Here is a 26,840-nt window from a genome sequence, read left to right as displayed (position 1 = left end):
CCGGCACCGAGGGCGTTCGGTGCCGGGCCGGGGCGGGAGCCGGAGAGGTCAGCGCGCGCGGCGTGCGAGCCGCTCGGAGTCCGAGATCAGGACGCTCTTGCCTTCGAGGCGCAGCCAGCCGCGGTGTGCGAAGTCGGCGAGCGCCTTGTTGACGGTCTCGCGCGACGCGCCGACGAGCTGCGCGATCTCTTCCTGCGTGAGGTCGTGCGTGACCCGCAGCGCGCCCGCTTCCTGAGTGCCGAAACGCTGCGCGAGCTGCAGCAGCGCCTTCGCGACACGACCGGGGACGTCGGTGAAGATGAGGTCGGCGAGGTTGTTGTTCGTGCGGCGCAGGCGGCGTGCGAGCACACGGAGCAGCTGCTCGGAGATCTCGGGGCGATGGTCGATCCACTGCTTGAGGGCGTCGCGGTCCATGCTCACGGCGCGGACCTCGGTGACGGTGGTGGCCGTCGACGTGCGGGGACCCGGGTCGAAGATCGACAGCTCGCCGAACATGTCGGACGGGCCCATGATCGTCAGCAGGTTCTCGCGACCGTCGGGGGAGCGGCGGCCGAGCTTCACCTTGCCCGAAATGATGATGTACAGCCGGTCGCCCGGCTCGCCCTCGTTGAAGATGACATGCCCTCGTGGGAAGTCGACCGGCTGCAGCTGCTTGGTCAGCGCCGCCACCGCTGAGGGCTCGACTCCTTGGAAGATGCCGGCTCTTGCCAGGACGTCGTCCACGTGCGCTCCTTGAATTCGGTTCGTTCTCTCCGTGTGCACCGTCACACATTCTTGCGTGTGCATCGCCGCACATCACAGTACGACGCGCTGCGCGGGCACGCGGGATCCCCGCGAAACACGGCCGCACAACTGGTACAGATGTGAATTCTACGTGGCTGTGCGCCGGCGCGAGTGACGGATACCACCCGGCACCTTCGGTAGTGGTGCAGTTCTGCCGCACCGAAACTACCAAAACAGCGGGTGACGAGGTAAAAGGCGGGTGAAGACGGGGATCTTCGGGCCGCCTTCGCCCGTGGCTCAGCCTGCGCGCTTGGCGCGCTGGTTCAGGTGCGCGAGCGCGTGCGGGAAGCCCTGGTGCGCGAGCGTGGCGACCTCGTCGCCGTTGGCGCGGTCGAGGAACTCCTCGACCTCCTGTTCGCGGACGGACAGCCGCTGGAGTCGGACTTCCACTCGTTCCATCGCCAGAGCGAACAGCATCAGCAGCACTGGGAAGAGGACGACGGCCAGACCTTGCATACAGCGCAGTAAACACGTTTCAGGTCTCGGATGCGACACGGCCCCGGGCTTCACGCGCGCGACCTACGTACAGTTGTGATCGTGGCGAAAACGGGTGAGAACGGCTCCGACGTGCGAGGACGGGCGCGAGCGCGGAAAGCCGCGGCCCCCCGCGACAGCACGGTCACGGACCGGCCGGTTCGTGAGGAATCCCATTTGGCGCTGGTCCGCCGGGCACGTCGCATGAATCGCGCGCTGGCCGTCGCATTCCCGCACGTGTACTGCGAGCTCGACTTCACGACGCCCCTCGAACTGACCGTCGCCACGATCCTCTCGGCGCAGACCACCGATGTGCGCGTCAACCAGCTCACGCCCGCGTTGTTCGCGCGCTACCGCACCGCCCGCGACTACGCGGAAGCCGATCGAACCGAGCTCGAGGAGTACATCCGCTCGTCGGGCTTCTACCGCAACAAGGCGAACTCGCTGATGGGTCTCGGTCAGGCGCTGCTCACGCGGCACGACGGCGAGGTCCCCCGCACGCTCGCCGAACTCGTCGAGTTGCCCGGGGTGGGCCGCAAGACGGCGAATGTGATCCTCGGCAATGCATTCGGCATCCCCGGAATCACGGTCGACACGCACTTCGGCCGGCTCACGCGTCGCTGGAAGTGGACCGACGAAGAGGACCCCGTCAAGGTCGAGCACGCGGTCGGTGCGCTGATCCCCCGCAAGGAATGGACCGACCTGTCGCACCGCGTCATCTTCCACGGCAGGCGCGTGTGCCACTCGCGCAAGCCGGCATGCGGCGTGTGCGTGCTCGCCAAGGACTGCCCGTCGTACGGGCTCGGTCCGGTCGACAAACAGGCCGCCGCCGACCTCGTGCGCGGCCCCGAACGTGACCACCTGCTCGAACTGGCGGGGATGTAGGAGTGTCCAAATCTGCCGCACGGTGGAGCGTCGCCGTGCTCGTGGTCATCGCCGCGCTCGTGGTCGCGCTGTGGCCGCGTTCGGATGCGGGCGACGCCGGCGACACCCACGCCGATCGGTTCACCGGCTCCACCGCGACACCGAGCGGGCCCGTCGACGAGAGCGCGCTCGCCGATGCCCGGGAGCGGGCCGCGCTCGCGCCGTGCCCGGCGCCCTCGGGCGCCCCGGTGGCCGATTCTCCGTTCGCGGGTGTCACCCTCACGTGTCTCGGCGACGGCGCGCCCGTCGACCTCGCGGAGGCGCTTGCGGGCAAGCCCGCGCTGGTCAACCTGTGGGCCTACTGGTGCGCGCCGTGTGCCGAGGAATTGCCGTATCTCCAGCAGTTTTCCGCGGAGGCGGGAGACGCCGTTACTGTGCTCACAGTGCACACCGACACGAACGAAGCCAACGCGCTCGCGCGGCTCGCCGACTACGGCGTCACGCTCCCCGGCGTCCAGGACGGATCTGCCCGTGTCCAGGCCGCGGTCGGCGCACCCGCGGTCCTGCCGGTGTCCGTGCTCGTCCGCGCGGACGGCACCGTCGCGTCGGTTCTGCCGAAGCCGTTCGACAGTGTCGCCGAGATCCGTGACGCGGTGCGCGACGGCCTGGGGGTGGTCGCGTGAACGCTCTCGACGCACCCGAGTGGCTGCGTAAGGCCGCGACGTCGACGCCCTTCGATCCGCACGCCGCCAATCCCGTTCTCGACCGAAGGCCCCCGGCGGGCAGCCGCACGCGGCCCGCGGCCGTCCTCGTCCTCTTCGGCGGGTCGCCGAACGCCGATCCGCTCGTCCACGGCGGGCTGCCCGAGGACGCGGAACTGTTGCTCACCCAGCGCGCCGCCACCCTCCGGCAGCACAGCGGACAGGTGGCCTTCCCCGGCGGCGCAGCCGATCCGGAGGACGACGGTCCGGCCGACACCGCGCTGCGCGAAGCGCGTGAGGAGACGGGCCTCGACCCGTCCGGCGTCCGGCTGCTCACGACGCTGCCCGACATCTTCGTTCCCGTTTCCGGTTTCGACGTCACCCCGGTCCTCGCGTACTGGGCGACGCCGAGTCCCGTCGACGTCGTCGACCGCCGCGAGGCCGCGCGCGTCGCGCGCGTGCCGGTCCACGAACTGATCGACCCGCGCAACCGTTTCCAGGTCCGGCACCCGGCGGGCTACCAGGGGCCGGCGTTCGACGTGTCGGGCATGCTCGTGTGGGGCTTCACGGCGGGCGTGCTCGCCGGCATCCTCGCCGTCTCCGGGTGGGAGTTGCCGTGGGACGTCGACGACGTGCGTGACCTCGACGCGGCACTCGCCGCGGCGGGCCAAATGCCCGACCTGCGACCCGAATCCACGGTCCGTCCCGAATCCACGGTCCGTCCTGGGGATGCTGTCCGTGCGCACGAAGCGGAGCGTCACGGATGACCGGCTCGAACTGGGTGGACGTCTTCCTCGTCCTGATCGCGCTCGTCGCGGCGTCGTCGGGTTGGCGGCAGGGCGCGGTCGCGTCGATCCTCGCGTTCCTCGGCGTCGTCGTCGGCGCGGTCGCGGGCATCATGATCGCGCCGCACGTCCTGGTGCACATCGACGACAGCCGCTGGCGCGTGCTGGCGGGCATCGCGCTCATCGTCGTCCTGGTCGTGATCGGTGAGGTCGCGGGCATGGTGTTGGGCCGCGCCGCGCGCGGCGTGATGCACAGCCCGGCCGCGCGCGGCGTCGACAGCGTGATCGGTGCCGTCGTCCAGGCCGTCGCGGTGTTCGTCGCGGCATGGCTGCTCGCCATCCCGCTCACGTCGGCATCCTCGCCCACGATCGCGGGTGCGGTGCGCGGCTCGCAGGTGCTCGAACGTGTCGACGAGCTCGCGCCGCAGTGGATGCGCAATCTGCCTGCCGAGTTCACGTCGCTGCTCGACACGTCGGGCCTGCCCGACGTGATCGGCCCGTTCGGCCGCACGCCGGTCGCGGAGGTCGAAGCTCCGGACCAGAGCGTGCTCGACAGCCCCGTCGCCCGCAACCTGCAGTCGAGCGTCGTCGAGGTGCAGGGGCTCGCGCCGAGTTGCCAACGCGCCCTCGAAGGCTCGGGCTTCGTCTACGCACCGGGCCGGGTCATGACCAACGCGCACGTCGTCGCGGGTACCTCCGGCGTCACGGTCGAGTCGAACGGCACCGCATACGACGCGACGGTCGTGCTGTTCGATCCCGCGGTCGACGTCGCGGTGCTCGACGTCCCGGGACTCGGCGCGGCGCCGCTGTCGTTCGCTCCCGATCGTGCGATGACGGGCGACGACGCGGTGGTCCTCGGCTTCCCCGGCGGTGGCCCGTACACCGCGTCGGCGGCGCGCGTACGCGAGACGCTCAACCTCAACGGGCCGGACATCTACCGCACCGGCAACGTCCAGCGCGAGGTCTACACGGTGCGGGGCAGCATCCGGCAGGGTAACTCGGGTGGTCCGTTGGTGAGCCCCGACGGCGAGGTCCTCGGTGTCGTGTTCGGTGCCGCGGTCGACAACAGCGACACCGGTTTCGCGCTCACCGCGGGCGAGGTCGCGCCGCAGGCGCAGGCCGGGGCGTTGGCGTCGGCTCAGGTCGAGACCGGGGTGTGCATCGGCTGATTCGCCGGGCGAGCGGTCAAGGCCTCGGTGCGGCGCGGAGTCAGCGCGCTCCGGCGTCGGCCGACAGGAAATCGAGCAGGGTCGACGTCACGCGCTCCGGCGCCTCCCAGTGCGCGTAGTGGCCTGCCGCGGCCACCGTGCGCACCTGCTGTGCGGGTGCCCACCGAGCGCTGGCCCGGATGGTCGCTTCGTGCACGTACCGGTCGAGTTCGCCGCGCAGGTGCAGCACCGGGATGTCGAGGCGTTCGTCCATCGCGGTCATGAACCGTCTGCCGTCCGGGCGGAACTGACTGCGAAATGCCCACCGCTGGTATTCGAGCGTGCAGTGCGCGGTGCCCGGAATCTGGATCGCCGACCGCATCCGCGTGAGCACCTCGTGGAAGTCCGGTGCCGACGCGAAACCCGGCCCCGAGCGGGCACGGATGATCCGCTCGACGTCGATCCCGCCGTCGGCCGTGAGCCGCCGCTCGGGCAGCCACGGCGGCTGACACGACAGGAAGGACGGCAACAGCGCCGCGCGCTGATGCCGGTCGTGCAGAACGGCGTGGCGCAGTGCCGCGGGATGCGGCGAGCCGATGACGGCGGTCGCGCGCACGAGTTGCGGGTGCAGAATGGCCGTCGCCCAGCACACGAGCCCGCCGTCCGAGTGGCCGACGAGCGTCGCGTCGGGGCTGCCGGTGGCCCGGATCAGGCCCGCGATGTCGCCCGCGAGAGTCCATCCGTCGTAACCGCGCGGCGGCTTGTCGGAGTCGCCGTAGCCGCGCAGATCGACCGCGAGGACGCGGTAGCCCGCTTCGGCGAGGGCCGGAATCTGGTGCCGCCACGACCACCAGAAGTCGGCGAAGCCGTGGAGCAGCACCACGAGCGGCGCGTCGGCGCCCGCCGACGGATTGCCCACGGTGTGGAACCGAATGCCGTTGGCGTGGATGTCGCGGTGCTCCCACGGACCGTCGTAGCGGACCGTCGAGGGATCCGGCGGCGATGTGGGCACGGCAGGGTCGGGCGTGGGCATGGACGGCGTAGGCATGGAACCCGGGAGGTCAGGCGCGTAGCTAGCGCGCGTGGCGTCCGTTCGGCGCAGCCGCCGCGTGATCGGGCAACGAGGCGTGCTCGCCGCGGTTCGGCAGCACCGACTTGGTCTGCTTGAGCGAGTCGATCGTCTTCTCGGGAGCTCGCAGCTTGCGAACCCGCAGGTAGCCGAGCAGTGCGAGGAAAATCGTCGCGACGACCATGATGCCGAACACGATGAGGAACGACGCCCAGTGTGCGAGCCACAGGTCGAGCAGTTCGGCGAGGAAGAAGAAGAAGAAGAACGAACTGAACAGCAGCACCGTGAACGCGAGGATGAAGAACAGGCTGCCCTGCAGGCCCTTCTTGACCTCGCCGGTGACCTCGGCCTTCGCGAGTTCGATCTCGGAACGGACGAGGGTCGACATGTGTGTGGTGGCGTCTTTGACGAGCGTGCCGATGCTCGCGTCGCGGCCCGCGGGACGATCCGGGTCGGTGAGCGGGATCGAGGTGACGGTGTGCGGAACCCCGTCACCGGTGTAGCGCGGGTTGTCTGCGTTGCTCAACTTTCGACCCCTCCAGGTGTGCTGTTACTCGTCCGGTCCCTGCTCGCGGGCCTGAGTGACCCGACCGCGACGCAACAGTAACGCCGAACCGATCAACGACGCAGCCAACGATGTCATGAGCACCGCGGCCTTTGCCAACTCTGCTTCGTCGCCGTAGCCGGTCAAAGCCAGTTCCGTCACAAGAAGGCTAACCGTGAAGCCGATCGCGCAGAGCACGGACACGGCGAACATGTCGCGGTACCCGACCCCACGGGGCATGGTCGCGATGCCGAGCTTGGTGGCCAGGACGGTGACACCGAAGATGCCGACCGGCTTGCCGACCAGCAGGCCGAGGATCACCGCGAGCGACACCGGGCTGGTGAACAACGAGCCGACGACATCCCCCGACAATGCGACGCCCGACGCGAACAGCGCGAACAGCGGCACACAGAGACCCGCCGAGAACGGCTGAATCCGGTGGACGAGACGGTGCGCGGGGGCGGCCTCCTCGCCGCGGTCGCGTCGCACGCGAGTGAGGAGGCCGAGCGCGACACCGGCGATCGTGGCGTGGATGCCGGCCTCGTGGATGCAGTACCAGGTGGCGAGCGCGACGGGCACGTACAGCCACGGTGTCGTGATGCGCCGACGCTGTGCGAGGGCATACACCACGAGCAGGGCGACCGCGGCGAGCAGCCACATCAGCGCGACCGATGCGGTGAACACGACCGCGATGATCGCGATCGCGAGGAGGTCGTCGACCACCGCGAGGCTGAGCAGGAACACGCGAGCAGCAGGCGGCACGCGCGAGCCGGCGAGCGCGAAGACGCCGAGTGCGAACGCGATGTCCGTCGCGACCGGGATCGCCCATCCTTGGTCCATGCCCGGCTGACCGTGGCCGATCGAGAACGCGATGATCGCGGGCACCACCACGCCACCCAGCGCCGCCAGTACGGGCAGCGCCGCGCGCTTGCGGTCGGCGAGTTCGCCCACCACGAGTTCGGACTTGAGTTCGAGGCCTGCGATGAAGAAGAAGACCGCCAGCAGGCCGTCCTGCGCCCAGGTGCCGATCGTGAGGTCGAGATGCAATGCCTCTGGGCCGAGGTGGGTGTCGCGCAGCGTCGTGTACCAGTCGGCGATCGGCGAATTGGCCCATACGACGGCGACGACCGCGGCCACGAGCAGCAGGGCGCCGCCGACGGTTTCGGTGCGCAGACGGTCGGCGAGCCGGGAGGCGGGACGTGTGGTCACGGAGGCGGGAGCCTTTCGGTCCGGTACGGGGAATCGTATGCCGACCAGACTTCCCGGCTCACCGGATCGACACCCTACTCGGCTGCGCCCCGTCTCGACGGGCGGGGTGCGCACCACCGTGAGGTCGGTTATTTGCACATAAGGCCTGCTCGGGTGTTCAATCTCTTACCTGATGGACGGTCGTCTCATCTATTGGAACAAGCGTGCCGTGATCGTGCGGCGGCGCACAGCGTGAAAGTGGGAAGGCCGTGAGCACTGCCGTCGGCGAACAGAGTCGTGAATCGAGCGACACCGTCGCGGGCGTTCCCCGCAGCCGCATCGTCGTCGCGAGCATGGTCGGGACGTCGATCGAGTTCTACGACTTCTACATCTATGCGACGGCCGCGGTATCCGTCTTTCCCCACCTGTTCTTCCCCAAGGGCGACTCCACCACGGCGCTGCTCGCGTCGCTCGCGACCTTCGGTCTCGCGTTCGTCGCGCGGCCGCTCGGGTCGATCCTGTTCGGCCACTTCGGCGACCGCATCGGCCGCAAGGCCACGCTCGTCGGCTCGTTGCTGACGATGGGTATCGCGACGTTCGCGATCGGCTTGCTGCCCACCTACCACGCGGTCGGCCTCCTCGCGCCCGCGCTGCTCGCCCTCATGCGTTTCTGCCAGGGCCTCGGACTCGGCGGCGAGTGGAGCGGCGCCGCCCTGCTCGCGACCGAGACGGCGAAGGAGGGCAAGCGCGCGTGGGCGGCGATGTGGCCGCAGCTCGGTGCCCCCATCGGCTTCTTCCTCGCCAACGGGCTGTTCCTGCTCATCACCCTCGGCCTCGGGCACGACAACGCCGACCCCGATCTCGACAGCGCATTCCTGTCGTGGGGCTGGCGTATCCCGTTCCTGCTCAGCGCCGTCATGGTGATGATCGGGCTCTACGTGCGGCTGCGCCTCGAGGAGACGCCGGTGTTCGCGCGGGCCGTCGAACGCGGCGAGAAGGTCAAGGCGCCGCTCGCGCAGGTGTTCAAGACGAGCTGGAAGCAGTTGCTGATCGGCACCTTCGTCATGGTCGGCACCTACACGCTCTTCTACATCATGACCACGTGGGCGCTCAGCTTCGGCACCGGCAAGACTCCCGCCGACGGCGGCCACGGCGCGGGCTTCAGCTATGCCGACTTCCTCGTGCTGCAACTGATCGCCGTGCTGTTCTTCGCCGCCATGGTGCCCGTGTCCGGGTGGCTCGCCGACCGCTTCGGCCGTCGCCCCACGCTGCTCGTCATCACCGGCGTGATCATGGTCTTCGGACTCACCTTCGGCCTGATCCTGGACACCGAGTCCATCAGCCAGGGCCGCATGGTGTTCTTCCTGATCCTCGGCATGCTGCTGATGGGCCTCACCTTCGGGCCCATGAGTGCGGTGCTGCCCGAACTGTTCCCCACGAACGTCCGCTACACCGGATCGGGCATCGCGTACAACGCGTCGAGCATTCTGGGCGCGGCCATCGCGCCGTTCATCGCGACATGGCTCGCGACCACCCACGGTGTGGGGTGGGTGGGCGTCTACCTGCTGATCGCGTCCGCCACCACGTTCGTCGCGCTGCTCGTGATGCGGGAAACCAGGGGCACTTCGCTCGACGCCACCTGACTGTGAGCACTTTGCGAGTCTGTGGGACTCGCAAAGTGCTCACAGCGGTGGGTTACTTGCCGCGGATGGCGTCGAACACCTGCGGGTCGACGAGCGTCGACGTGTCGCCGAGTTCGCGGCCCTCGGCGATGTCGCGCAGCAGGCGCCGCATGATCTTGCCGCTGCGCGTCTTCGGCAGCTCGGGCACCACGGTGATCTGCCGCGGCTTCGCGATCGGGCTGATCTCGGTGGCCACCTGCGCGCGCAGTTCCGCGACGAGGTCGTCGCCGGTGTTCTCGACACCCTCGCGCAGGATCACGAACGCGACGATGCCCTGACCGGTCGTCTCGTCCGCGGCACCGACGACCGCGGCCTCCGCGACGCCGCTGTGCCCGACGAGCGCCGACTCGACCTCGGCCGTCGAGATGCGGTGGCCGGAGACGTTCATGACGTCGTCGACGCGGCCGAGGACCCAGATGTCCCCGTCCCCGTCGTACTTGGCCCCGTCGCCCGCGAAGTACCAGCCCTGGTCTGCGTAGCGCGACCAGTACGTCTCGCGGTAGCGCTGCATGTCGCCCCAGATGCCGCGCAGCATCGACGGCCACGGCTGGTCGAGCACGAGATAGCCGCTCTGGCCCCGCTCGACGGGCGCGGCCTCGTCGTCGACGATCTTGGCCGAGATGCCGGGCAGGGTCGCCATCGCCGAGCCGGGCTTGGTGGCGGTGATGCCGGGCAGCGGGGAGATCATGACGGTGCCGGTCTCGGTCTGCCACCACGTGTCGACGATCGGAGCCTTGCCGCCGCCGACGACGTCACGGAACCAGCGCCACGCTTCGGGATTGATCGGCTCGCCGACGCTGCCGAGCACACGGATCGACGACAGGTCGTGTGCGTCGGGGATCTCGCGGCCCCACTTCATGAACGTGCGTACGAGCGTGGGCGCCGTGTAGTAGATCGTGACGCCGTGCTTCTCGATGATCTCGAAGTGCCGGTGCTCGGTGGGGGAGTTGGGGGTGCCTTCGTAGACGACCTGGGTGACGCCGTTCGACAGCGGTCCGTACACGATGTACGAGTGCCCGGTGACCCAGCCGATGTCGGCGGTGCACCAGTACACGTCCTCGCCTGCCTTGTGGTCGAACACATTGTGGTGCGTGTAGGACGCCTGCGTGAGGTAGCCGCCCGAGGTGTGGACGATGCCCTTCGGCTTCCCGGTGGTGCCGGAGGTGTACAGGATGAACAACGGATGCTCGGCGTCGAACGGCTGCGCGGTGTGTTCGGGTGAGGCGTTCGCGACGGTGTCGTGCCACCACAGATCCCGGCCCTCGGTCCACTCGACGTCGATGCCCGTGCGCGCGACGACGAGCACGTGCTCGACCGAGTCGGCACCCGCGACGGCCTCGTCGACGGCGGGCTTGAGCGGGGCTGCCTTGCCGCGACGCCACTGGCCGTCGACCGTGACGACGAGTTTGGCCTCGGCGTCGTCGATGCGTGATCGCAGCGCACCGGCCGAGAACCCGGCGAACACCACCGAGTGGGTGAGACCGAGTCGTGCGCACGCGAGCATCGCGACGATCGCCTCGGGGATCATCGGCATGTAGATCGCGACGCGGTCGCCGGCCACGAGCCCGAGGTCGGTGAAAGTGTTTGCGGCACGGCTCACTTCGGCGAGGAGGTCGTTGTAGGTGAGCGAGCGGGAGTCGCCCGGCTCGCCTTCGAACTCGATCGCGACGCGTTCGCCGTTGCCCGCGAGGACGTGCCGGTCGACGCAGTTGTACGCGACGTTGAGCTTGCCGCCGACGAACCACTTCGCGACCGGTGCGTCCGACCAGTCGAGCACGTCCGTCCACTTCTCGTGCCAGTGCAGGCGTTCGGCCTGGTCGGCCCAGAATCCGAGGCGGTCCGCGTCGGCCGCCTCCTGCAGTTCGGGTCCGGCGTTGGCCGCGGCCGCGAACTCGGGACTCGGCGGGTACACCGTCGGGGCCCCCTGGTCCGTCGTGGTCGCGTCCGGCTGTGCTGCGCTGGTCATGGTGTCCGGCCTTTCTCGGATCGGCTTTGTCGCACCTGTGAGCGTAGTCACATGGGGTGGGCGCTGCATCGTTCCCGGTCGACGCGGTGCGATCGCCGGTCGGGACCGGGCGGTGAGCGGCAGTCGTGAGCGACGAGAGGGCCCGTCGGGCGCCGGGCCGTCACGCCCGGTGCGGCCCGCCGGGTACCGGCCGGTAACGTCGAACATCGTGACCGACCCGCTCGCTCCTCTCGTGGACCTGCCCGGGGTCGCCGCAGCTGCCGACAAGGCGCGCGACGCTCTCGGCGAGGTGCACCGCCACAAAGCCAACCGCCGCGGTTGGCCGACCACCGCGGCCGAGGCCGCGGTGCGCGCCGCGCGGGCGTCCGCGGTGCTCGACGGCGGACGCACCGAACTGCCCACCTCGGGCGACATCGACGACCCGATTCTGGCCGGTTCGCTGCGTGTCGGGCAGGCACTCGACGGCGACGCGCTGCCGTCGATGATCACGACATGGCAGCGTGCACCCCTGCAGGCTCTTGCGCGGCTGCACCTGCTCGCCGCGACCGGGCTGGTCGGCGACGAACGACAGCTCGGCAGGCCGCGCTCGGGGCCCGGCGTGGGCGAGCGGCTCGACGCGCTGGCGCAGCTGGTGACGGGCGGCACGAACGCTCCGGCCCCGGTTCTCGCGGCCGTCGTACACGGCGAACTCCTGACGCTCGCCCCGTTCGGTACCGCCGACGGCGTGGTGGCGCGCGCCGCCTCCCGGCTCGTCGCGGCGTCGTCGGGCCTCGATCCGCACAATCTCGGCGTGCCCGAGGTGTCGTGGATGCGCAGGCCGCAGATGTATCGCGACGCAGCCGCGGGATTCGCGGCCGGCACGCCGGAAGGGGTCGGTGGCTGGGTCGTGTTCTGCTGTGGCGGCTTCGAAGCGGGTGCGCGTGAGGCGACGTCGATCGCCGACGCGATGGGCGGCTGAGCGCCGCCGCGCACGTGATGGAGAGCGAAAGAGCTTGCCCTGCACGCGAAAACCGGGCGACACCCTGGGAGATGTCGCCCGGTGGCGCGGCGCAACGGTTACCAAGCGTCCTCGGTGGGTTGTGTGGACGGCCTCGGCGAAGGTCGGATGTTCGAAGGTTCGTCTCCGCGATTCTCGGGGCGATTCTTCCTGATCGGGGTCGCTCCCGTTGCGGGGTCCTCGCCTTCGGTTCACCCGGTCTCGCAGGCCCACAACGCTTTTGCCCTTATAGTGGCGTGAGCTTCGCGTGGGTACCGAAAACACCGCGTCAGAATCGAGTCGGGGGGCCCTGGTCTTCTCTTCCGACTCGGGCTAGGCCCTTCTCGTTTCCTACTTCATTTCTACGCCCCCGCGGTCGCGTCATCAAGAGTTGATCCGTTTCGTGTCGGCAACTTTCGGGTCTCGCGGATGTCGACCGTCGTCACTTGCGCTTGCGTCGTGTCGAGTAGGTGTAGGCGCCGGCGAAGAGTGCCGTCAGTCCCACCGCGGCGCCCGCCGCCATCGCCGTCGAGGGGGCGGCGATCCGGGAGCGCAGCGACACGGGATTCGAAAAAACCAGTACGGGCCAACCTTTTTCGTTAGCCGTCCTACGTAATGCCCGGTCCGGATTGACGGCGGTCGGGTGTCCCACGGCCTCCAGCATCGGCAGGTCGGTGATCGAGTCGGAGTACGCGTAGCACCGCTCCAGGTCGTACCCGAACTCGTCCGCGAGCGCACGGATGCCCTCGACCTTGCCCTCGCCGTAGGCGTAGAACTCGACCTCGCCCGTGTACCTGCCGTCCTCGACCGTCAGACGCGTCGCGATCGATCGGTCGGCCCCCAGGGCTGCCGCGATCGGAGTGACGACCTCCTCGCCCGATGCGGACACGATCACCACGTCGTGCCCGCTCGCCTTGTGGTCGGCGACGAGGTCGGCGGCCTCGGCATACACGAGCGGATCGACGATGTCGTGCAATGTCTCCGCGACGATCGCCTTGACCTGCTCGACGTTCCAGCCAGCCGTCATGTCGGTGAGGTACGCGCGCATGCGTTCCATCTGGTCGTGGTCGGCGCCCGACAGCATGAACAGGAACTGTGCATAGCTGCTCTGGAGCACGGACGCGCGGGTGATGAGCCCCTCGGTGAAGAACGGCTTGCTGAACGCGAGGATGCTCGATTTGGCGATGATCGTCTTGTCGAGGTCGAAGAATGCTGCGACCTTCGTCGGGGTGGCGGTCACTCTGCCAGAATAAGCAGATCGGTCGCGTCGCGGGCAGACAGTTGAACTTGCAAACATCGGCCGCGCGAGGTGTACTATCAGAGTTGCCCGGTTCGCCGGGCGCACTCAGCCCGACCCCCCGGGGCTGAGCTTCGACGACCCCCGCCTCCTCCCCCCCTGGCGGGGGTCGTCCCTTGTCCGGGGTCTGTTCCCGAGTTCGGTTCGGCCGACGCGTCACGATATCCCGGTCGAGCGGGCCGTACCTGCAGGTTTCCGTGGTTGTCCACAGGCACCGAAATCCATCCACAGATGCTCCCGCGGTCTTCCGCGCAGCCCCCGCAGGCCGCATCGTTCGATGCATGACCTCGCCCACTCACACGGCGGCATCCGCCACCGCGCAGTCCGGCGCCGACCTCACGGTGTGCGTGCCTCCTTCATTGCACGCGAGTGTCCAGCGCGTCGCGGCTGCGGCGGGCCGCACGCCGCAGGACGTCCCGCGCGCAGATCTCGGGCGCTGGTGGGACTCCGCACCCGTGGTCGTGCTCGACGCATCCGCCGCGCTCGACTGGGGCGGCAGGTTGCCGCGCCGATCCGGCGTCGTGGTGGTCTCGGACGGCGCACCCGACATCGCGACATGGAAGGCAGGCACGGCGCTGGGTGCCGAGCACGTCCTCGCGTTGCCCGACGAGGAACCCGTGCTCGTGGCCGTGCTCGCCGAACGCCGCGATGCCGCGGCGATCGGCGGCGGCGACGTCGTCGCGGTCGTCGGTGCGTGCGGCGGAGCGGGTGCGTCCACGTTCTCCGGGGCACTGGCACTGTGCGCAGGTGCCGGCGGGCGCGAGGTTCTCCTGGTCGACGTCGATCCGGGTGGTTCGGGCCTCGACGTGCTGCTCGGGGTAGAGAACGAGCCGGGTCTCCGGTGGTCCGGTCTGCGTGTCGACCGCGGCAGGCTGCCGGGTGCGGCGCTGCGTTCGGCATTGCCCGGACGCGACTCGATCCGCGTGCTGTCGCTCGACGACACTGCGCGCGGCGTACCTGCCGCGCCCACCGCGTCCGGCGTGCACTCGGTGCTCGAGGCCGGCCGCACCGACGGTGGACTGGTGGTGTGTGACGTCCCTTTCGAGGGCGCCGCCGCCGAGACACCCGCGAGCGCCGCCGTCGACGCTGCCGATCTCGTCGTGGTCGTCGTACCCGCGACGGTGCGCGCGGTGCTCGCCGCGCGTCGCGTCGCCGCGTGGGCGAGTGGGCACAACCACAATGTCGGCGTCGTGGTGCGGGGGCCTGCGCCCGGTGGGCTCACCGCGTCCGACGTCGCCGCGGCCCTCGGGCAGCCGGTGCTGGCGTCGATGCGCGCCGATCGCGCGCTCGCGAACGATCTCGAACACCGCGGGCTGAGGTTGCGGCGTCGTTCCCCGCTCGCGGCCGCGGCGGCAACCGTCGTCGGCATGCTCGACGCGCGGCCCGGTGGCGGCGCCTCGTCCGGGTGGAGCGCGGCATGACCTCGGCAGTCGACGCGGACCTGCTCTCGCGCGTGCGTGATCGTCTCGCCCAGACCGAGAGCACGCCGAGTGCCGCGGCCGTTGCGGAGGCGGTGCGCGCCGAGTCGGGTGGCGTGCTCGGCGACACCGACCTTCTGGTGGTCCTGCGCGAGTTGCAGACCGAGCTCACCGGCGCGGGCCCGCTCGACGCGCTGCTGTACGAGCCGGGGGTCTCCGACGTCCTGGTCACCGATCCTGCCCATGTGTGGGTCGACCGAGGCCGCGGCCTCGAACTCACCGCTGTCCGCTTTGCGGACGAGGCAGCGGTACGACGGCTCGCACAGCGGCTCGCGCTGTCCGCGGGGCGCCGCCTCGACGACGCGCAGCCGTGGGTCGACGGCAGACTCGCGGGCGTCGGCGAAGGCACCTTCGGCGTCCGGCTGCACGCTGTGCTGCCACCCCTCGCGCAGGCAGGCACGTGCCTGTCGCTTCGTGTGCTGCGCCCGGCAGCGCTCGGCCTCGACGAGCTGGCCCGGCGCGGTGCCCTGCCCGGCCGCGCATCCCGACTCGTGCGCGCAATCGTCCGTGCCCGGCTCGCGTTCCTCGTGGTGGGCGGCACCGGCGCAGGCAAAACGACGTTGTTGGCGGCGATGCTCGGCGCCGTCGACCCGGGGGAGCGCATCGTGTCGGTCGAGGATGCGGCGGAACTCGCGCCGCCCCATCCACACGTCGTGTCGCTCGTCGCGCGCGCCGCGAACGTCGAGGGCGTCGGCGCCGTACCGGTACGCGAACTCGTGCGCCAAGCGCTGCGGATGCGGCCCGACCGCATCGTCGTGGGCGAGGTGCGCGGTGCCGAGGTCGTCGATCTGCTCACTGCCCTCAACACGGGTCACGACGGCGGGTGCGGCACGGTCCACGCGAACGCGCCCGGCGAGGTCCCCGCCCGGCTCGAGGCGCTCGCGGCCCTGGGTGGGTTGTCCCGGCAGGCGTTGCACAGTCAGCTCGCGGCAGCGGTCCAGGTCGTGCTGCACGTGCACCGCAGCGCCGACGGCGCCCGCGGGCTCGCACAGATCGGGGTGCTCGAGCGCGCCGACGACGGACTGGTCACCGTCGTACCCGCGTGGACGGCGAAGGAGGGCGACGGTCCCGCCGCCGCGCGGCTCGTCGAACTCGTGTCCTCGCGTGCGGGAGACCCGCGGTGACGGCCACGGTTCTGTTCCTGGGCGCAGGTGCCCTGGCCGCGCTCCCGGCACCCACCGCGCGAGCGCGGCTGGCACTCGACACCGGCCGCCGCGGCGTCGACGTGCCGTGGTCACCCGTCGCTGCGGCAGTTGCGGTCCTGGCCACGGTGGTCGTGGCCGGTATGTGGACCGCGGTCGCACTCGTGCTGGTGGGCGCCACCGCGCGGGTCCGTCATCGGCGTTCCACCGCTGAGCGCGCGCGCCGGGCTCGGCTGACGTTGGTCGAGGCCGGGCTCGATGCCGTCACCGCCGAATTGCGTGTCGGAGCGCATCCGGCGGACGCATGCGATGTCGCGGCCGACGAGACGTCGACGCGTGCCGGCCGCTCGACGAGCACCGCGCCCTGCTCGCTCGTGGTGCCCCAGGCCTTCCGCGCCGCAGCCGCGCGGGCCCGGCTCGGAGGCTCGGCGGCCGACGGCTTCCGCAGTGCACGCGAGTATCCCGAGTTCGACCGCATCGCGCAGCTGTGGGAGGTCGCCGATCGGTACGGTCTTCCGCTCGTCGATCTCCTCGACACCGCGCGCACGGATCTACTCGGCAGACAACGGTTTCGGCAGCGCACCGAGGCGTCCCTCGCGGGTGCGCGAGCGACGGCGGTGGTCCTCGCCGCCCTGCCCGCGCTGGGAATCGTGCTGGGGGAGTTGATGGGTGCACACCCGATCGCCGTGCTCACCGGTGGTGGACTGGGCGGTGTCCTGCTGGTCGTCGGGAGTGGGCTCACATGTGCCGGCCTGATGTGGGCCGACCGGATCACCGGGCAGGTGCTCCAGTGATCTGGCTGTTGCTCGCCGCTGCCGCGCTGGCAGTCGCGCCCGGACGGCGACGGCCCGCGCAGCGGCTGGGATCCACGAATCTGCCTGACGAGCCTGGCAACGCCGCCACGGAGAACACCGACGTGCTGGCGTCGGCGGCAGCGATGGACCTGTTCGCGGCGTGCCTGCGAGCGGGAATGCCGGTGTCGGCGGCAGCCGCGGCCACCGCACCCGGTGCGCCCCGTGCGCTGAGTGACTTCCTCCGAAAGGCGGCCGAGTTACTCGCTCTCGGTGGGGATCCGGGCGACGCGTGGACCTACTCCGGCGACGACAGCCCGACCGAGGAGCTCGCCCGTGTCGCGCGACGCTCGGCGAGGTCGGGCACGGCCCTGTCCAGCGCCGTCGCGGAGATCGCGGCGCACACTCGTGACGATGCCGAGGACGCGGCGACGGCCGCGGCAGAACGTGCGGGGGTGCTCATCAGCGGGCCGCTGGGTGTGTGCTTCCTGCCGGCATTCCTGTGCCTCGGCATCGTGCCGGTCGTGATCGGCCTCGCGGGCAGCGTGCTGGGCGGCGGCCTGCTGTAGACGGCCCGCCGCAGACCAGCTGTGGTGGGAGACGAAGGGGGAGAACATGTTCGACAAGATCCAGGCGCGTGATCTGTGGCATCGGGCAGGCGCGCGGGCGCTCGTCGTCGCGCGCGACGACGACGGCATGTCCACCGTCGAGTACGCGATCGGCACTATTGCCGCCGCGGCGTTCGGAGCGGTGCTCTACACGGTCGTCACCGGGGACTCGATCGTCGATGCGCTCACCGGCATCATCGACAAGGCGCTCAGCACGTCGGTATGACGAGTCGCCGGATGCGGGGCGTGCGGCGCTCTCGGGTCGCGGCCGACGACGGCGGTGTCACGGTCGAGGCGGCCCTGTCGATCGCGGCACTCGTGATCGTCGTCGTGCTGTGTGTCGCCGCGGTCGTCGCCGTCACCCTGCACGTGCGATGCGTCGACGCCGCGCGGGAGGCTGCGCGACTCGGTGCGCGTGGCGACGGCGATCGCGCGGTCGCCACGGCCCGGGAGGTCGCACCCGACGGTGCGCGCATCAGCGTGCGGGTCGACGGGGATTCGGTGATCGCCCGGGTCGAAGCAGCCAGCCCGCTGTTGCCGATGGTCGACATCTCGGCGGTCTCGGTCGCCGCGCTCGAGCCGGAGGCGAGATGACGGATGCGACCGGAGGCGAGAGGACAGCGACCGGCCTGCGATGCCGCGGCGACGCGGGAGGTGCCGCGATCGTCGGGGCGTTCGCGGCAGCGGTCCTCGTCGCGGTCACCGCCGGCGTGGTCCACGTGGGTGCGGCCGTCGCTGCGCGGCATCGCGCACAGGCGGCGGCCGATCTGTCGGCGATCGCGGGTGCGTATGCGCTCGACCGCGGGATCGAGGTGGCGTGCGGACGCGCGGAGAGCCTCGCGGAGACCAACGGCGCCACGGTCGACGAATGTCGCGTCGACGGGTGGACGGTCACGGTCGAGGTGACGGCCGATGTGCCGTGGGTCGGCCGCACCGCGCACGCGACCGCGCGGGCGGGACCGGTCGAGTGACCTCTGCCGTCAGCCGATCGCGGCGAGCACGACGTCGAGCACCCGGGCCGCACCGTCCTTGTCGAGCGGGTCGTTCCCGTTGCCGCACTTGGGGGAGTACACGCACGACGGGCAGCCCGCCGTGCAACTGCACGCGCGGATCGCATCGCGGGTGGAGTTCAACCAACGGACGAGTTCGCGGTGTCCGCGTTCGGCGAATCCCGCGCCGCCCGGGTGTCCGTCGTAGACGAAAACCGTGGGCAGGCCGGTGTCGCCGTGCAGCGCGGTCGACACACCACCGATGTCTCCGCGATCGCATGTCGCGACGAGTGGAAGCAGGCCGATCGCCGCGTGCTCGGCCGCGTGCAGCGCGCCTGGCAGACGTGTCGCGTCGATGCCTGCGTCCTCGAGGACGTCGGGGTCGAGCGTGTACATCACGGCGCGCGTCTCCAGCGAGTGCTCGGGCATGTCCAGTTCGACCGAATCGATCACCTCGCCCGTGTGCAGGCGCCGCAGGTATCCGACCACCTGCCGTGTCACCTCCACCTCGACGAAGGCGACCGACACGTCGCCGAACTGCTTGTGCTCGAGCGTCGAGCGGATCGCGATCTCGGTGGTCTGCCGGGCCGCCGTCGTCCAGTCGGGTGTCTCGGGGTGCACGAGTGCGACACCGTCGTCGAGGTCGAGTTCGTCGACGACGTACGACTCGCCCTGATGGATGTGCACCGCCCCGCTGTGCACCGTCGCGGGCGCACGTCCGACGTCGACGGTGCCGAGGAGCTGTCCGCTCGTCGTGTCCACGATTGCGACCTGCCCGCCGCCACCCCCTCGGATGTCGACGGCGGCGTGCGGGTCGATACCTGCGGTGACGAACCAGCCGTGCGGCCTGCGGCGGATCGCGCCTTCGCGGGCGAGTCGTGTCAGTACGTCGTGCGCTCCGAGCGCGTCCACTTCGTCGTCTCGCAGCGGCATCTCCCGCGCGGCGCACAGCAGCTGCGGGCCGAGCACGTACGGATTGCCGGGATCGGTGACCGTCGCCTCGACCGGCCGTTCGAGCAGTGCGGCGGGATGGTGCACGAGATAGGTGTCGAGCGGGTCGTCACGCGCGACGAGCACGACGAGCGAACCCTCGCCGCGCCTGCCGGACCGTCCACCCTGCTGCCAGAACGACGCGACGGTGCCGGGGAAACCGGCGACGACGACAGCGTCGAGGCCTGCGATGTCGACGCCGAGTTCGAGTGCGTTGGTGGTCGCGACACCCAGGAGGTCGCCCGCGGAGAGCGCGCTCTCGAGCGCGCGCCGGTCCTCGGCGAGATATCCGGCGCGATACGACGCGACCCGCTGTGCGAGGTCGGCGGGCAGCATGTCCTTCGCGGTGAGCGCGGCCAGTTCGGCCGCGCGACGTGAGCGCACGAACGTGAGGGTGCGTGCGCCTTCCTCGAGCAGGCGCGCCATGATGCGCGCCGCTTCGGTGGACGCAGGTCGTCGCACCGGCGTCTGCCCGACGGTCTCGGGCAGCAAGGGCGGCTCCCAGAACGCGACGGTGCGTGGGCCGTGCGGCGAACCGTCGTCGATCACCTGCTCGCACGGTGCTCCGACGAGTTGGGTTGCGGCCTTGCCGGGATCGGCAGCGGTTGCACTGGCGAGCACGAACACCGGGTCGGCGCCGTACCGCGCCGCGAGTCTGCGCAGCCGTCGCAGTACGAGGGCGACGTTCGAGCCGAACACTCCGCGGTAGTAGTGACACTCGTCCAGCACGACGTAGCGGAGATGACGGAAGAAGTGCGCCCACCGCGCGTGCGAGCGAAGCAGCGACACGTGCAGCATGTCGGGATTGGTGAACAGCCACCGGGAGTTCTCGCGCGCCCACTGTCTCGTCTCGGTGGGGGGGGCGCCGTCGAACGCGCACGGGCTGATGCCCGCCAGAGCGGGATCGGAGTCGACGAGCGCCGTGACCGCGCGCAGTTGATCGGCGCCCAGTGCCTTCGTCGGCGACAGATACAGCGCGCTCGCGCGGGGTTCGTTCGCGAGTGTGGTGAGGACCGGCAGTTGGTAGGCAAGCGACTTGCCCGATGCGGTTCCCGTCGCGACGACGACATGTCTGCCGTGGTGCGCGTGTTCGGCTGCTTCGATCTGATGGGTCCAGGGCCGCGCGATGCCACGGTCGTCGAGTGCATGGACCACGGCGGGATGCGCCCAGTCGGGCCAGGGGGTGTGGCGGGCGCGCCGCGCCGGCAGTTCCGCGACATGAGTGATCGGCGATTCGCCTGCGGACACTCCGGATGCGATGTGGTCGAGCAGCCCCTGGCCGTACGACGGCACGGACGCGGGGTACTGCTCGCTCGGCGACGACCAGTCGACGCCGAGCGATCCGCTGCGTCGGCGGGAAAAGTCGGGGTCTGCCGAAAACACCGTGGGTACGTCACTCTCCGATTCGGGCGCGTGGGGACCGACGGTGCAGATCCCGCCGTTACCAGCGGGTTCGATGTTACCGGCACGTAGCTGTTCGACCGTGGACGGGGCGAGGATAGGCGTGTACACGGACTGCCACACGAAGTCCCGCCGAATAACGCCAGATTTTTACCGGAATTGTTGTTTTTCGACTGTTGCGCGGCCAGGGTTCATGGTTGACTACACCTGGTCGCAGCTTCTGTGTTCGTGCTTGATGAAAGCAACGCTCGCAGGATCGGTGTTGCGAGCGCGGTGCTCTGCTTTTCCTGAGGGGGAATCGAGTAGTACAGCGGTCGGAACCGGCCCGATGTGTCGTGAATGTACGGCTCATCGAATCCGGTGGTTAGAAAGAGAAGGAAAGCATGGCACAGGGCACTGTGAAGTGGTTCAACGCGGAGAAGGGCTTCGGCTTCATCGCTCCTGAGGACGGCTCGGCAGACGTCTTCGTTCACTACTCCGAGATTCAGGGCAGCGGCTTCCGCACCCTCGAGGAGAACCAGCGCGTGGAGTTCGAGGTCGGCCAGGGCACCAAGGGCCCGCAGGCCACCGGCGTTCGCGCACTCTGAAGTCCGCGGCCCGTTCACGGGTCGTACGACGAGAGCAACATCGTCATTCGTGATCGTCCTTCGGACGAACACCAACTGTGACGAATGTGGATCGTGTCCCCCGCTACCGACAGGTGGCGGGGGACACGTCTTTCTCAGGGCTGTGGAATCCGCGCCGGAAAGGGGGCGGTCTCTCGACATACACGGGCCGCGGCGACCAGTCGTGAACACAGCCCGGGACGAACCTGTCGGTCTGCCGGTTCGGATACTTGTACGATCGTCCCGATCGCCGTCCGCCGTGCCCGCGGCGTGCGGCACTGATCAGCGGGTACGAGTTGTGCATGTGTCACTCTTGTCGTGACCAAACCGGGTATACAGGGACGAGCCAGGTATACAGGGGTTGGTCTACGCCGCTGGTAGCGGTTACCGACTCAGGAAGGTTCGGGCAAGAGGTGGCTAAGGCAGACAGCGGCAATTCACAGGCGTCGGCGACGGGCGGCACGCAGCCCCGGCGTCTCGTGATCGTCGAGTCACCCACGAAAGCACGCAAGATCGCGCCCTATCTGGGCAAGAACTATGTGGTCGAGGCGTCCGTCGGGCACATCCGGGATCTGCCGCGCGGCGCCGCCGACGTCCCGGCCAAGTACAAGGGCCAGCCGTGGGCCCGGCTCGGTGTCGACGTCGACCACGACTTCGAACCGCTGTACGTCGTCAACCCCGACAAGAAGTCGAAGGTCACCGAACTCAAGGGCCTCCTCAAGGACGCCGACGAACTCTTCCTCGCCACCGACCCCGACCGCGAGGGCGAAGCCATCGCGTGGCACCTGCTCGAGACCCTCAAACCCAAGATCCCGGTGCGCCGCATGGTGTTCCACGAGATCACCGAGCCCGCCATCCGAGCCGCGGCCGACGACACGCGCGATCTCGACCTCGATCTCGTCGACGCACAGGAGACCCGCCGCATCCTCGACCGCCTGTACGGCTACGAGGTCAGCCCGGTGCTGTGGAAGAAGGTCATGCCTCGGTTGTCGGCGGGCCGTGTGCAGTCCGTTGCGACACGGATCATCGTGCAACGCGAACGCGAACGTATGGCGTTCCGTTCCGCCGAGTACTGGGACATCTCGGCGAAGCTCGACGCGGGGGCCGACGCGTCGCCGCGCAGTTTCGGTGCGCGTCTGGTGAGTGTCGACGGTGCGCGTGTCGCGGTGGGCCGCGACTTCGGTTCCGACGGCATGCTCACCAACACCAGTGTCGCGGTGCTCGACGAGTCCCGTGCGCGACGTCTCGCGGACGCGCTCCAGGGCGTCGACCTCTCGGTCGCGTCGGCGGAGACCAAGCCGTACACGCGCAAGCCGTACCCGCCGTTCATGACGTCGACACTCCAGCAGGAGGCCGGCCGCAAGCTGCGTTTCACGTCGGAGCGCACGATGCGCACCGCGCAGCGGCTGTACGAGAACGGCTACATCACCTACATGCGTACCGACTCGACCACGTTGTCGGAGTCGGCCATCGCGGCGGCACGGGCCCAGGCTACCGAGTTGTACGGTTCCGAGTTCGTGCACTCGTCGCCGCGGCAGTACACGCGCAAGGTCAAGAACGCGCAGGAGGCGCACGAGGCGATCCGCCCCTCGGGCGACGTGTTCCAGACGCCCGGTCAGTTGCACGCGCGCCTCGACCAGGACGAGTTCAAGCTGTACGAGCTCATCTGGCAGCGCACCGTCGCGTCGCAGATGGCGGACGCGCGTGGCAACACCCTCACCCTGCGTATCGCGGGCACCGCGGCCACGGGCGAGAACTGTGTGTTCTCGTCGTCGGGCCGCACCATCACCTTTCCGGGATTCCTCAAGGCGTACGTCGAGAGTGTCGACGAGGAGGCCGGTGGCCAATCCGACGACGCCGAGTCCCGGTTACCGGCGCTCGAGCAGGGTGACGCCGTCACCGCCACCGAGCTGAACCCCGACGGACACACCACGAACCCGCCCGCGCGGTACACCGAGGCGAGCCTGATCAAGGCGCTGGAAGAGTTGGGCATCGGCCGACCCTCCACCTACGCGTCGATCATCAAGACGATCCTCGATCGTGGCTACGTCTACAAGCGCGGCAGCGCCCTCGTGCCGGCGTGGGTCGCATTCGCGGTCATCGGCCTGCTCGAGGTGCACTTCGGCAGGCTCGTCGACGTCGGCTTCACCGCAGGTATGGAGGACGACCTCGACGCGATCGCCGGCGGCCGCGAACAGCGCGGCAACTGGCTCAGCAGCTTCTACTTCGGCGGCGAGTACGGCGACGAGAAGTCGGTGGCCCGCGAAGGTGGCCTCAAGAAGCTGGTGGGCGCGAATCTCGAGGCGATCGACGCACGAGAGATCAACTCGATCCGCCTGTTCGACGACGCCGAGGGCCGTGAGGTCCACGTTCGGGTCGGCCGGTACGGCCCGTATCTCGAGCGGATGGTGCGCAACCCCGACGATCCGGACGGCGACCTGATCTCCCAGCGTGCCAATCTGCCCGACGATCTACCGCCGGACGAGCTCAGCCCGGAGTACGCGGAGAAGTTGTTCTCCACTCCTCAGGAGGGGCGCAAGCTCGGCGCCGATCCGCTCACCGGGCACGAGATCGTCGCGAAGGAAGGTCGTTTCGGTCCGTACGTCACGGAGATCCTGCCGGAGCCGGAACCCGAGCCCGAGCCGGTTGCCCCCTCCACATCGACGGCGGGCGACGGCGGCACCACCAAGACGAAGGCGCCCGCGAAGAAGACCGCGGCCAAGAAGACCGCCGCGAAGAAGACGGGACCCAAGCCGCGTACGGGTTCGCTGTTCAAGTCGATGGACTTGGCGACGATCACGCTCGACGACGCACTCAAGCTGCTGTCGTTGCCGCGCGTCGTCGGCGTCGATCCCGAGTCCGGCGACGAGATCACCGCGCAGAACGGCCGGTACGGGCCGTACCTCAAGAAGGGCACCGACTCGCGCTCGCTGACCACCGAGGACCAGATCTTCGACATCACGCTCGACGAGGCGCTGAAGATCTACGCCGAGCCGAAGCGTCGTGGCCGGTCCGCGGCCGCCGCGCCACCGTTGCGCGAGCTGGGCGTCGATCCGGTGAGCGAGAAGGCCATGGTGATCAAGGACGGCCGATTCGGGCCGTACGTCACCGACGGCGAGACCAACGCCAGCCTGCGCAAGGGCGATGATGTCCAATCGATCACCGACGAGCGCGCGTCCGAACTCCTTGCCGAGCGCCGTGCTCGTGGCCCCGTGAAGAAGAAGGCGACGAAGAAGGCCGCCAAGAAGACCACCGCCAAGAAGACCGCTGCGAAGAAGACCACCGCCAAGAAGGCCGCGGCGAAGAAGGCGGCTCCGAAGAAGACCGACGACAAGGGCGGCGAGACGGAGTCCTGAGGTCGGAGCCGGGGGCACGACCGCGGCCGTAGTCGGTGCACACCGATAGGCTGGAGTGGTGACCGTATTCGACCAGCTCGTGGGGCAGGAGCACGTCGAGGCCGAGCTCACGTCCGCCGCACGGGCGGCTCGGCTCGGCTCCGCCGCGGGTTCGGCGATGACGCACTCGTGGTTGTTCACCGGCCCGCCGGGGTCCGGCCGCTCGGTGGCCGCGGTCGCCTTCGCGGCGGCATTGCAGTGCACCGATCCGGAAACGCCCGGGTGCGGGGTGTGCCACGCGTGCACCACCGTCATGGCGGGCACTCACGGCGACGTGCGACGCGTTGTGCCGGAAGGGCTCAGCATCAGCGTGTCGGACATGCGCGCGATCGTCGCCACCGCTGCGCGCAGACCCAGCACCGGGCGCTGGCAGATCGTCGTCGTCGAGGACGCCGATCGGCTCACCGAGGGCGCGGCCAACGCCCTGCTCAAAGCGGTCGAGGAGCCTCCCGAACGCACAGTGTTCCTGTTGTGCGCGCCGTCGGTCGATCCGGAGGACATCTCTGTCACATTGCGCTCGCGGTGCCGGCACATCGCGACGGTCACCCCCACGGTCGACGCCATCGCGCAGGTCTTGCGCGCGCGCGACGGAATCGAACCGGACGACGCACGGCTCGCGGCCTCGATCAGCGGCGGCCATGTCGGTCGCGCCCGACGCCTGGCCACCGATCTCACGGCCCGGACCCGCCGTGCCGAGGCGCTCGACCTCGCGACCGCGGCGTTGCGTCCCGCCACCGCGTACGAGGCCGCCGAAGCGCTCGTCCGTGCGGCGGAGGCCGAGGCGAAGGACGTGAGCGCACAACTCGACGAGCGCGAGACCGAGGAACTGCGCACGGCGCTCGGTGCGGGCGGAACCGGCAAGGGTGCCGCGGGGGCGCTGCGCGGATCGGCGGGTGTGCTCAAGGAGCTCGAACGCAAGCAGAAGTCACGTGCGACGCGCACGGCCCGCGACTCGCTCGACCGCGCGCTCGTCGATCTCGCTGGTCTCTATCGCGACGCGCTCGCGACCGCGTGGGGCAGTGCCGCCACCCCCAATCATCCCGACATGACGAGCCGCGCAACGGATCTGGCATCGCGCACCTCGCCTGAAGGGCTCTTGCTGTGCATCGAAGCCGTGCTCGACTGCCGCGAGGCGATCGCCGTCAACGTCAAGCCGCTCTGGGCGGTCGACGCCATGGTCGCGCGCATCGCGGGGGCCTTCGAGCAGCCGTTTTCGCGTTTGCGGGTCTGACGCGCTAGACTCGCTTCCGCCGTAAGGCACCGCTGCCTTAGCTCAGTCGGTAGAGCATTTCACTCGTAATGAAAAGGTCGAGAGTTCGATTCTCTCAGGCAGCTCAGCGGAAACCCGCAGGTAGGCACCAGCCACCTGCGGGTTTCGTCGTTTTCGGGTCTGCCGCCCGGTATCGGTGCCTGCCCCTCTCGGCGGCGACCGATCTTGCGGCAACGACCGACATTCCGGCACGGATACCGCCATGCTCGACCTATGACGGACACCTTGAAGGACCGAGTACGCGAAAAGTTGCTGCGACAGCGCGACGAGGACACCGGCCGGCCGACGGGAGGGGGAGGTGACGATCAACGCGTCACCTCGATCGACGAAGACCTCGCGCTCCTGGACCTCGCGGGCGACGACACCGAGATCGTCGAACGTCTGGCCCGCAAGTACTGGGTGCCGTGATCCCAGGAGCGCGTACGAGAACACCGGATCGTGCGGCTTTAGGCCCGCTGACCAGGCGATTTGGTGTTTCGCGATCGCTTCGCGTAACTTATTCCAGGTCAGAGCGACACGGACACCGACTCCTTCCCCTCGGGGATGTGAGACAACGAGGTTGGACGCAGGCGCCTGAACATGGGGCACACACTCTCGTGTAGAGTGAAAGCCCGATCCCAGAGTTAAGGACCGAGGGTGCTTCTTGCGCCCAAAGTTGCGATGGGATAAGTTGGAACGGTTGCCCCGGATCTGC

General features: G+C 69.5%; 25 protein-coding genes and 1 tRNA gene. 18 read left to right on the top strand and 8 right to left on the bottom strand.

The features are described 5' to 3' along the window. Positions 1-48: 48 nt before the first annotated feature. Together HCA44_RS11350 and HCA44_RS11345 are read right to left on the bottom strand one after the other, a co-directional pair. Positions 49-723 (bottom strand): Crp/Fnr family transcriptional regulator, encoded by a 675-nt coding sequence (locus HCA44_RS11350; protein WP_169648678.1) that lies wholly within the window; start codon positions 721-723, stop codon positions 49-51. 297 nt (positions 724-1,020) lie between these two features. Next, positions 1,021-1,239: a hypothetical protein gene (locus HCA44_RS11345; protein WP_169648677.1), complete on the bottom strand. Its 219-nt coding sequence runs from the start codon at positions 1,237-1,239 to the stop codon at positions 1,021-1,023. A gap of 222 nt (positions 1,240-1,461) precedes the next feature. Between HCA44_RS11345 and nth the strand changes: the two genes are divergently transcribed. From nth to HCA44_RS11325, 4 genes are read left to right on the top strand one after another with little or no spacing between them, the layout of a single operon-like run. Continuing rightward, positions 1,462-2,142 carry an endonuclease III gene (nth, locus tag HCA44_RS11340; protein WP_240945464.1) on the top strand — a complete coding sequence of 227 codons (681 nt, stop codon included), beginning with the start codon at positions 1,462-1,464 and terminating at the stop codon, positions 2,140-2,142. A gap of 2 nt (positions 2,143-2,144) precedes the next feature. After that, on the top strand, positions 2,145-2,804 hold the full coding sequence (locus HCA44_RS11335) for a TlpA disulfide reductase family protein (protein WP_169648675.1): 660 nt from the start codon (positions 2,145-2,147) through the stop codon (positions 2,802-2,804). Next, entirely contained in the window at positions 2,801-3,589 is a 789-nt protein-coding gene (locus HCA44_RS11330) for a CoA pyrophosphatase (RefSeq protein WP_169648674.1), read from the top strand. The genes HCA44_RS11335 and HCA44_RS11330 overlap by 4 nt, the downstream gene beginning before the upstream one ends. Continuing rightward, positions 3,586-4,776 (top strand): MarP family serine protease, encoded by a 1,191-nt coding sequence (locus HCA44_RS11325; RefSeq protein WP_169648673.1) that lies wholly within the window; start codon positions 3,586-3,588, stop codon positions 4,774-4,776. Before HCA44_RS11330 ends, HCA44_RS11325 begins: the two co-directional genes overlap by 4 nt. A gap of 40 nt (positions 4,777-4,816) precedes the next feature. Here HCA44_RS11325 and HCA44_RS11320 read toward each other — a convergent pair whose 3' ends face one another. Genes HCA44_RS11320 through nhaA form a run of 3 tightly spaced genes read right to left on the bottom strand, consistent with a single transcriptional unit; the run spans position 4,817 to position 7,577 of the window. Beyond that, positions 4,817-5,803, bottom strand: a complete 987-nt coding sequence (locus HCA44_RS11320; RefSeq protein ID WP_240945463.1) for an alpha/beta hydrolase — start codon at positions 5,801-5,803, stop codon at positions 4,817-4,819. A 25-nt stretch (positions 5,804-5,828) separates the two neighbouring features. Next, on the bottom strand, positions 5,829-6,350 hold the full coding sequence (locus HCA44_RS11315; protein WP_169648672.1) for a phage holin family protein: 522 nt from the start codon (positions 6,348-6,350) through the stop codon (positions 5,829-5,831). 24 nt (positions 6,351-6,374) lie between these two features. Further along, positions 6,375-7,577, bottom strand: a complete 1,203-nt coding sequence (nhaA, locus tag HCA44_RS11310) for a Na+/H+ antiporter NhaA (RefSeq protein WP_169648671.1) — start codon at positions 7,575-7,577, stop codon at positions 6,375-6,377. A 248-nt stretch (positions 7,578-7,825) separates the two neighbouring features. On the opposite strand from nhaA, the gene HCA44_RS11305 reads away from it, so the two are divergent. Beyond that, complete coding sequence (locus tag HCA44_RS11305) at positions 7,826-9,199, top strand: MFS transporter (protein WP_346764680.1); 1,374 nt, start codon at positions 7,826-7,828, stop codon at positions 9,197-9,199. A 52-nt stretch (positions 9,200-9,251) separates the two neighbouring features. Here the strand turns inward: HCA44_RS11305 and acs are convergent, their stop codons facing one another. After that, on the bottom strand, positions 9,252-11,204 hold the full coding sequence (acs, locus tag HCA44_RS11300; RefSeq protein WP_169648670.1) for an acetate--CoA ligase: 1,953 nt from the start codon (positions 11,202-11,204) through the stop codon (positions 9,252-9,254). Positions 11,205-11,412: 208 nt separating this feature from the next. Between acs and HCA44_RS11295 the strand changes: the two genes are divergently transcribed. Further along, a complete protein-coding gene (locus tag HCA44_RS11295; protein ID WP_169648669.1) occupies positions 11,413-12,162 on the top strand; it encodes an oxidoreductase in 750 nt (249 codons plus the stop codon). A 460-nt stretch (positions 12,163-12,622) separates the two neighbouring features. On the opposite strand, the gene HCA44_RS11290 is transcribed toward HCA44_RS11295, so the two are convergent. Beyond that, positions 12,623-13,477 carry an HAD-IB family hydrolase gene (locus HCA44_RS11290; RefSeq protein ID WP_169648668.1) on the bottom strand — a complete coding sequence of 285 codons (855 nt, stop codon included), beginning with the start codon at positions 13,475-13,477 and terminating at the stop codon, positions 12,623-12,625. 281 nt (positions 13,478-13,758) lie between these two features. Here HCA44_RS11290 and ssd point away from each other — a divergent pair, with 281 nt between their 5' ends. From ssd to HCA44_RS11255, 7 genes are read left to right on the top strand one after another with little or no spacing between them, the layout of a single operon-like run. Continuing rightward, a complete protein-coding gene (gene ssd, locus HCA44_RS11285) occupies positions 13,759-14,898 on the top strand; it encodes a septum site-determining protein Ssd (protein ID WP_169648667.1) in 1,140 nt (379 codons plus the stop codon). Next, positions 14,895-16,079, top strand: a complete 1,185-nt coding sequence (locus HCA44_RS11280; RefSeq protein ID WP_169648666.1) for a TadA family conjugal transfer-associated ATPase — start codon at positions 14,895-14,897, stop codon at positions 16,077-16,079. Before ssd ends, HCA44_RS11280 begins: the two co-directional genes overlap by 4 nt. After that, positions 16,076-16,891, top strand: a complete 816-nt coding sequence (locus tag HCA44_RS11275) for a type II secretion system F family protein (RefSeq protein WP_169648665.1) — start codon at positions 16,076-16,078, stop codon at positions 16,889-16,891. The genes HCA44_RS11280 and HCA44_RS11275 overlap by 4 nt, the downstream gene beginning before the upstream one ends. Then, positions 16,888-17,457, top strand: a complete 570-nt coding sequence (locus HCA44_RS11270) for a type II secretion system F family protein (protein ID WP_346764679.1) — start codon at positions 16,888-16,890, stop codon at positions 17,455-17,457. The genes HCA44_RS11275 and HCA44_RS11270 overlap by 4 nt, the downstream gene beginning before the upstream one ends. 46 nt (positions 17,458-17,503) lie before the next feature. After that, positions 17,504-17,722: a DUF4244 domain-containing protein gene (locus HCA44_RS11265; protein WP_169648663.1), complete on the top strand. Its 219-nt coding sequence runs from the start codon at positions 17,504-17,506 to the stop codon at positions 17,720-17,722. A gap of 11 nt (positions 17,723-17,733) precedes the next feature. Beyond that, the gene (locus tag HCA44_RS11260) at positions 17,734-18,090 is read left to right on the top strand and encodes a TadE family type IV pilus minor pilin (RefSeq protein WP_169648871.1); all 357 of its coding nucleotides are present in this window, start codon (positions 17,734-17,736) and stop codon (positions 18,088-18,090) included. Further along, positions 18,087-18,467 (top strand): Rv3654c family TadE-like protein, encoded by a 381-nt coding sequence (locus HCA44_RS11255; protein ID WP_169648662.1) that lies wholly within the window; start codon positions 18,087-18,089, stop codon positions 18,465-18,467. Before HCA44_RS11260 ends, HCA44_RS11255 begins: the two co-directional genes overlap by 4 nt. A 9-nt stretch (positions 18,468-18,476) precedes the next feature. On the opposite strand, the gene HCA44_RS11250 is transcribed toward HCA44_RS11255, so the two are convergent. Beyond that, on the bottom strand, positions 18,477-20,768 hold the full coding sequence (locus HCA44_RS11250) for a DEAD/DEAH box helicase (protein ID WP_169648870.1): 2,292 nt from the start codon (positions 20,766-20,768) through the stop codon (positions 18,477-18,479). Between the two features lie 491 nt (positions 20,769-21,259). Here HCA44_RS11250 and HCA44_RS11245 point away from each other — a divergent pair, with 491 nt between their 5' ends. The 5 genes from HCA44_RS11245 (at position 21,260) to HCA44_RS11225 (ending at position 26,554) form a co-directional block, all read left to right on the top strand. Beyond that, on the top strand, positions 21,260-21,463 hold the full coding sequence (locus HCA44_RS11245) for a cold-shock protein (protein WP_003935252.1): 204 nt from the start codon (positions 21,260-21,262) through the stop codon (positions 21,461-21,463). Between the two features lie 431 nt (positions 21,464-21,894). Beyond that, complete coding sequence (gene topA / locus HCA44_RS11240) at positions 21,895-24,837, top strand: type I DNA topoisomerase (RefSeq protein ID WP_169648661.1); 2,943 nt, start codon at positions 21,895-21,897, stop codon at positions 24,835-24,837. A gap of 55 nt (positions 24,838-24,892) precedes the next feature. After that, positions 24,893-26,107: a DNA polymerase III subunit delta' gene (locus HCA44_RS11235; protein ID WP_169648660.1), complete on the top strand. Its 1,215-nt coding sequence runs from the start codon at positions 24,893-24,895 to the stop codon at positions 26,105-26,107. Between the two features lie 31 nt (positions 26,108-26,138). Then, positions 26,139-26,211: transfer RNA gene (locus HCA44_RS11230), tRNA-Thr, on the top strand. 148 nt (positions 26,212-26,359) lie between these two features. After that, entirely contained in the window at positions 26,360-26,554 is a 195-nt protein-coding gene (locus HCA44_RS11225) for a hypothetical protein (protein WP_169648659.1), read from the top strand. The last annotated feature ends 286 nt before the right edge of the window (positions 26,555-26,840 follow it).

Source organism: Rhodococcus sp. HNM0569, assembly GCF_012726205.1.
GTDB lineage: Bacteria > Actinomycetota > Actinomycetes > Mycobacteriales > Mycobacteriaceae > Rhodococcus_F.
The sequence above is the reverse complement of the archived record's forward strand: the minus strand, read 5'-3'. Positions and strand labels throughout refer to the sequence as shown.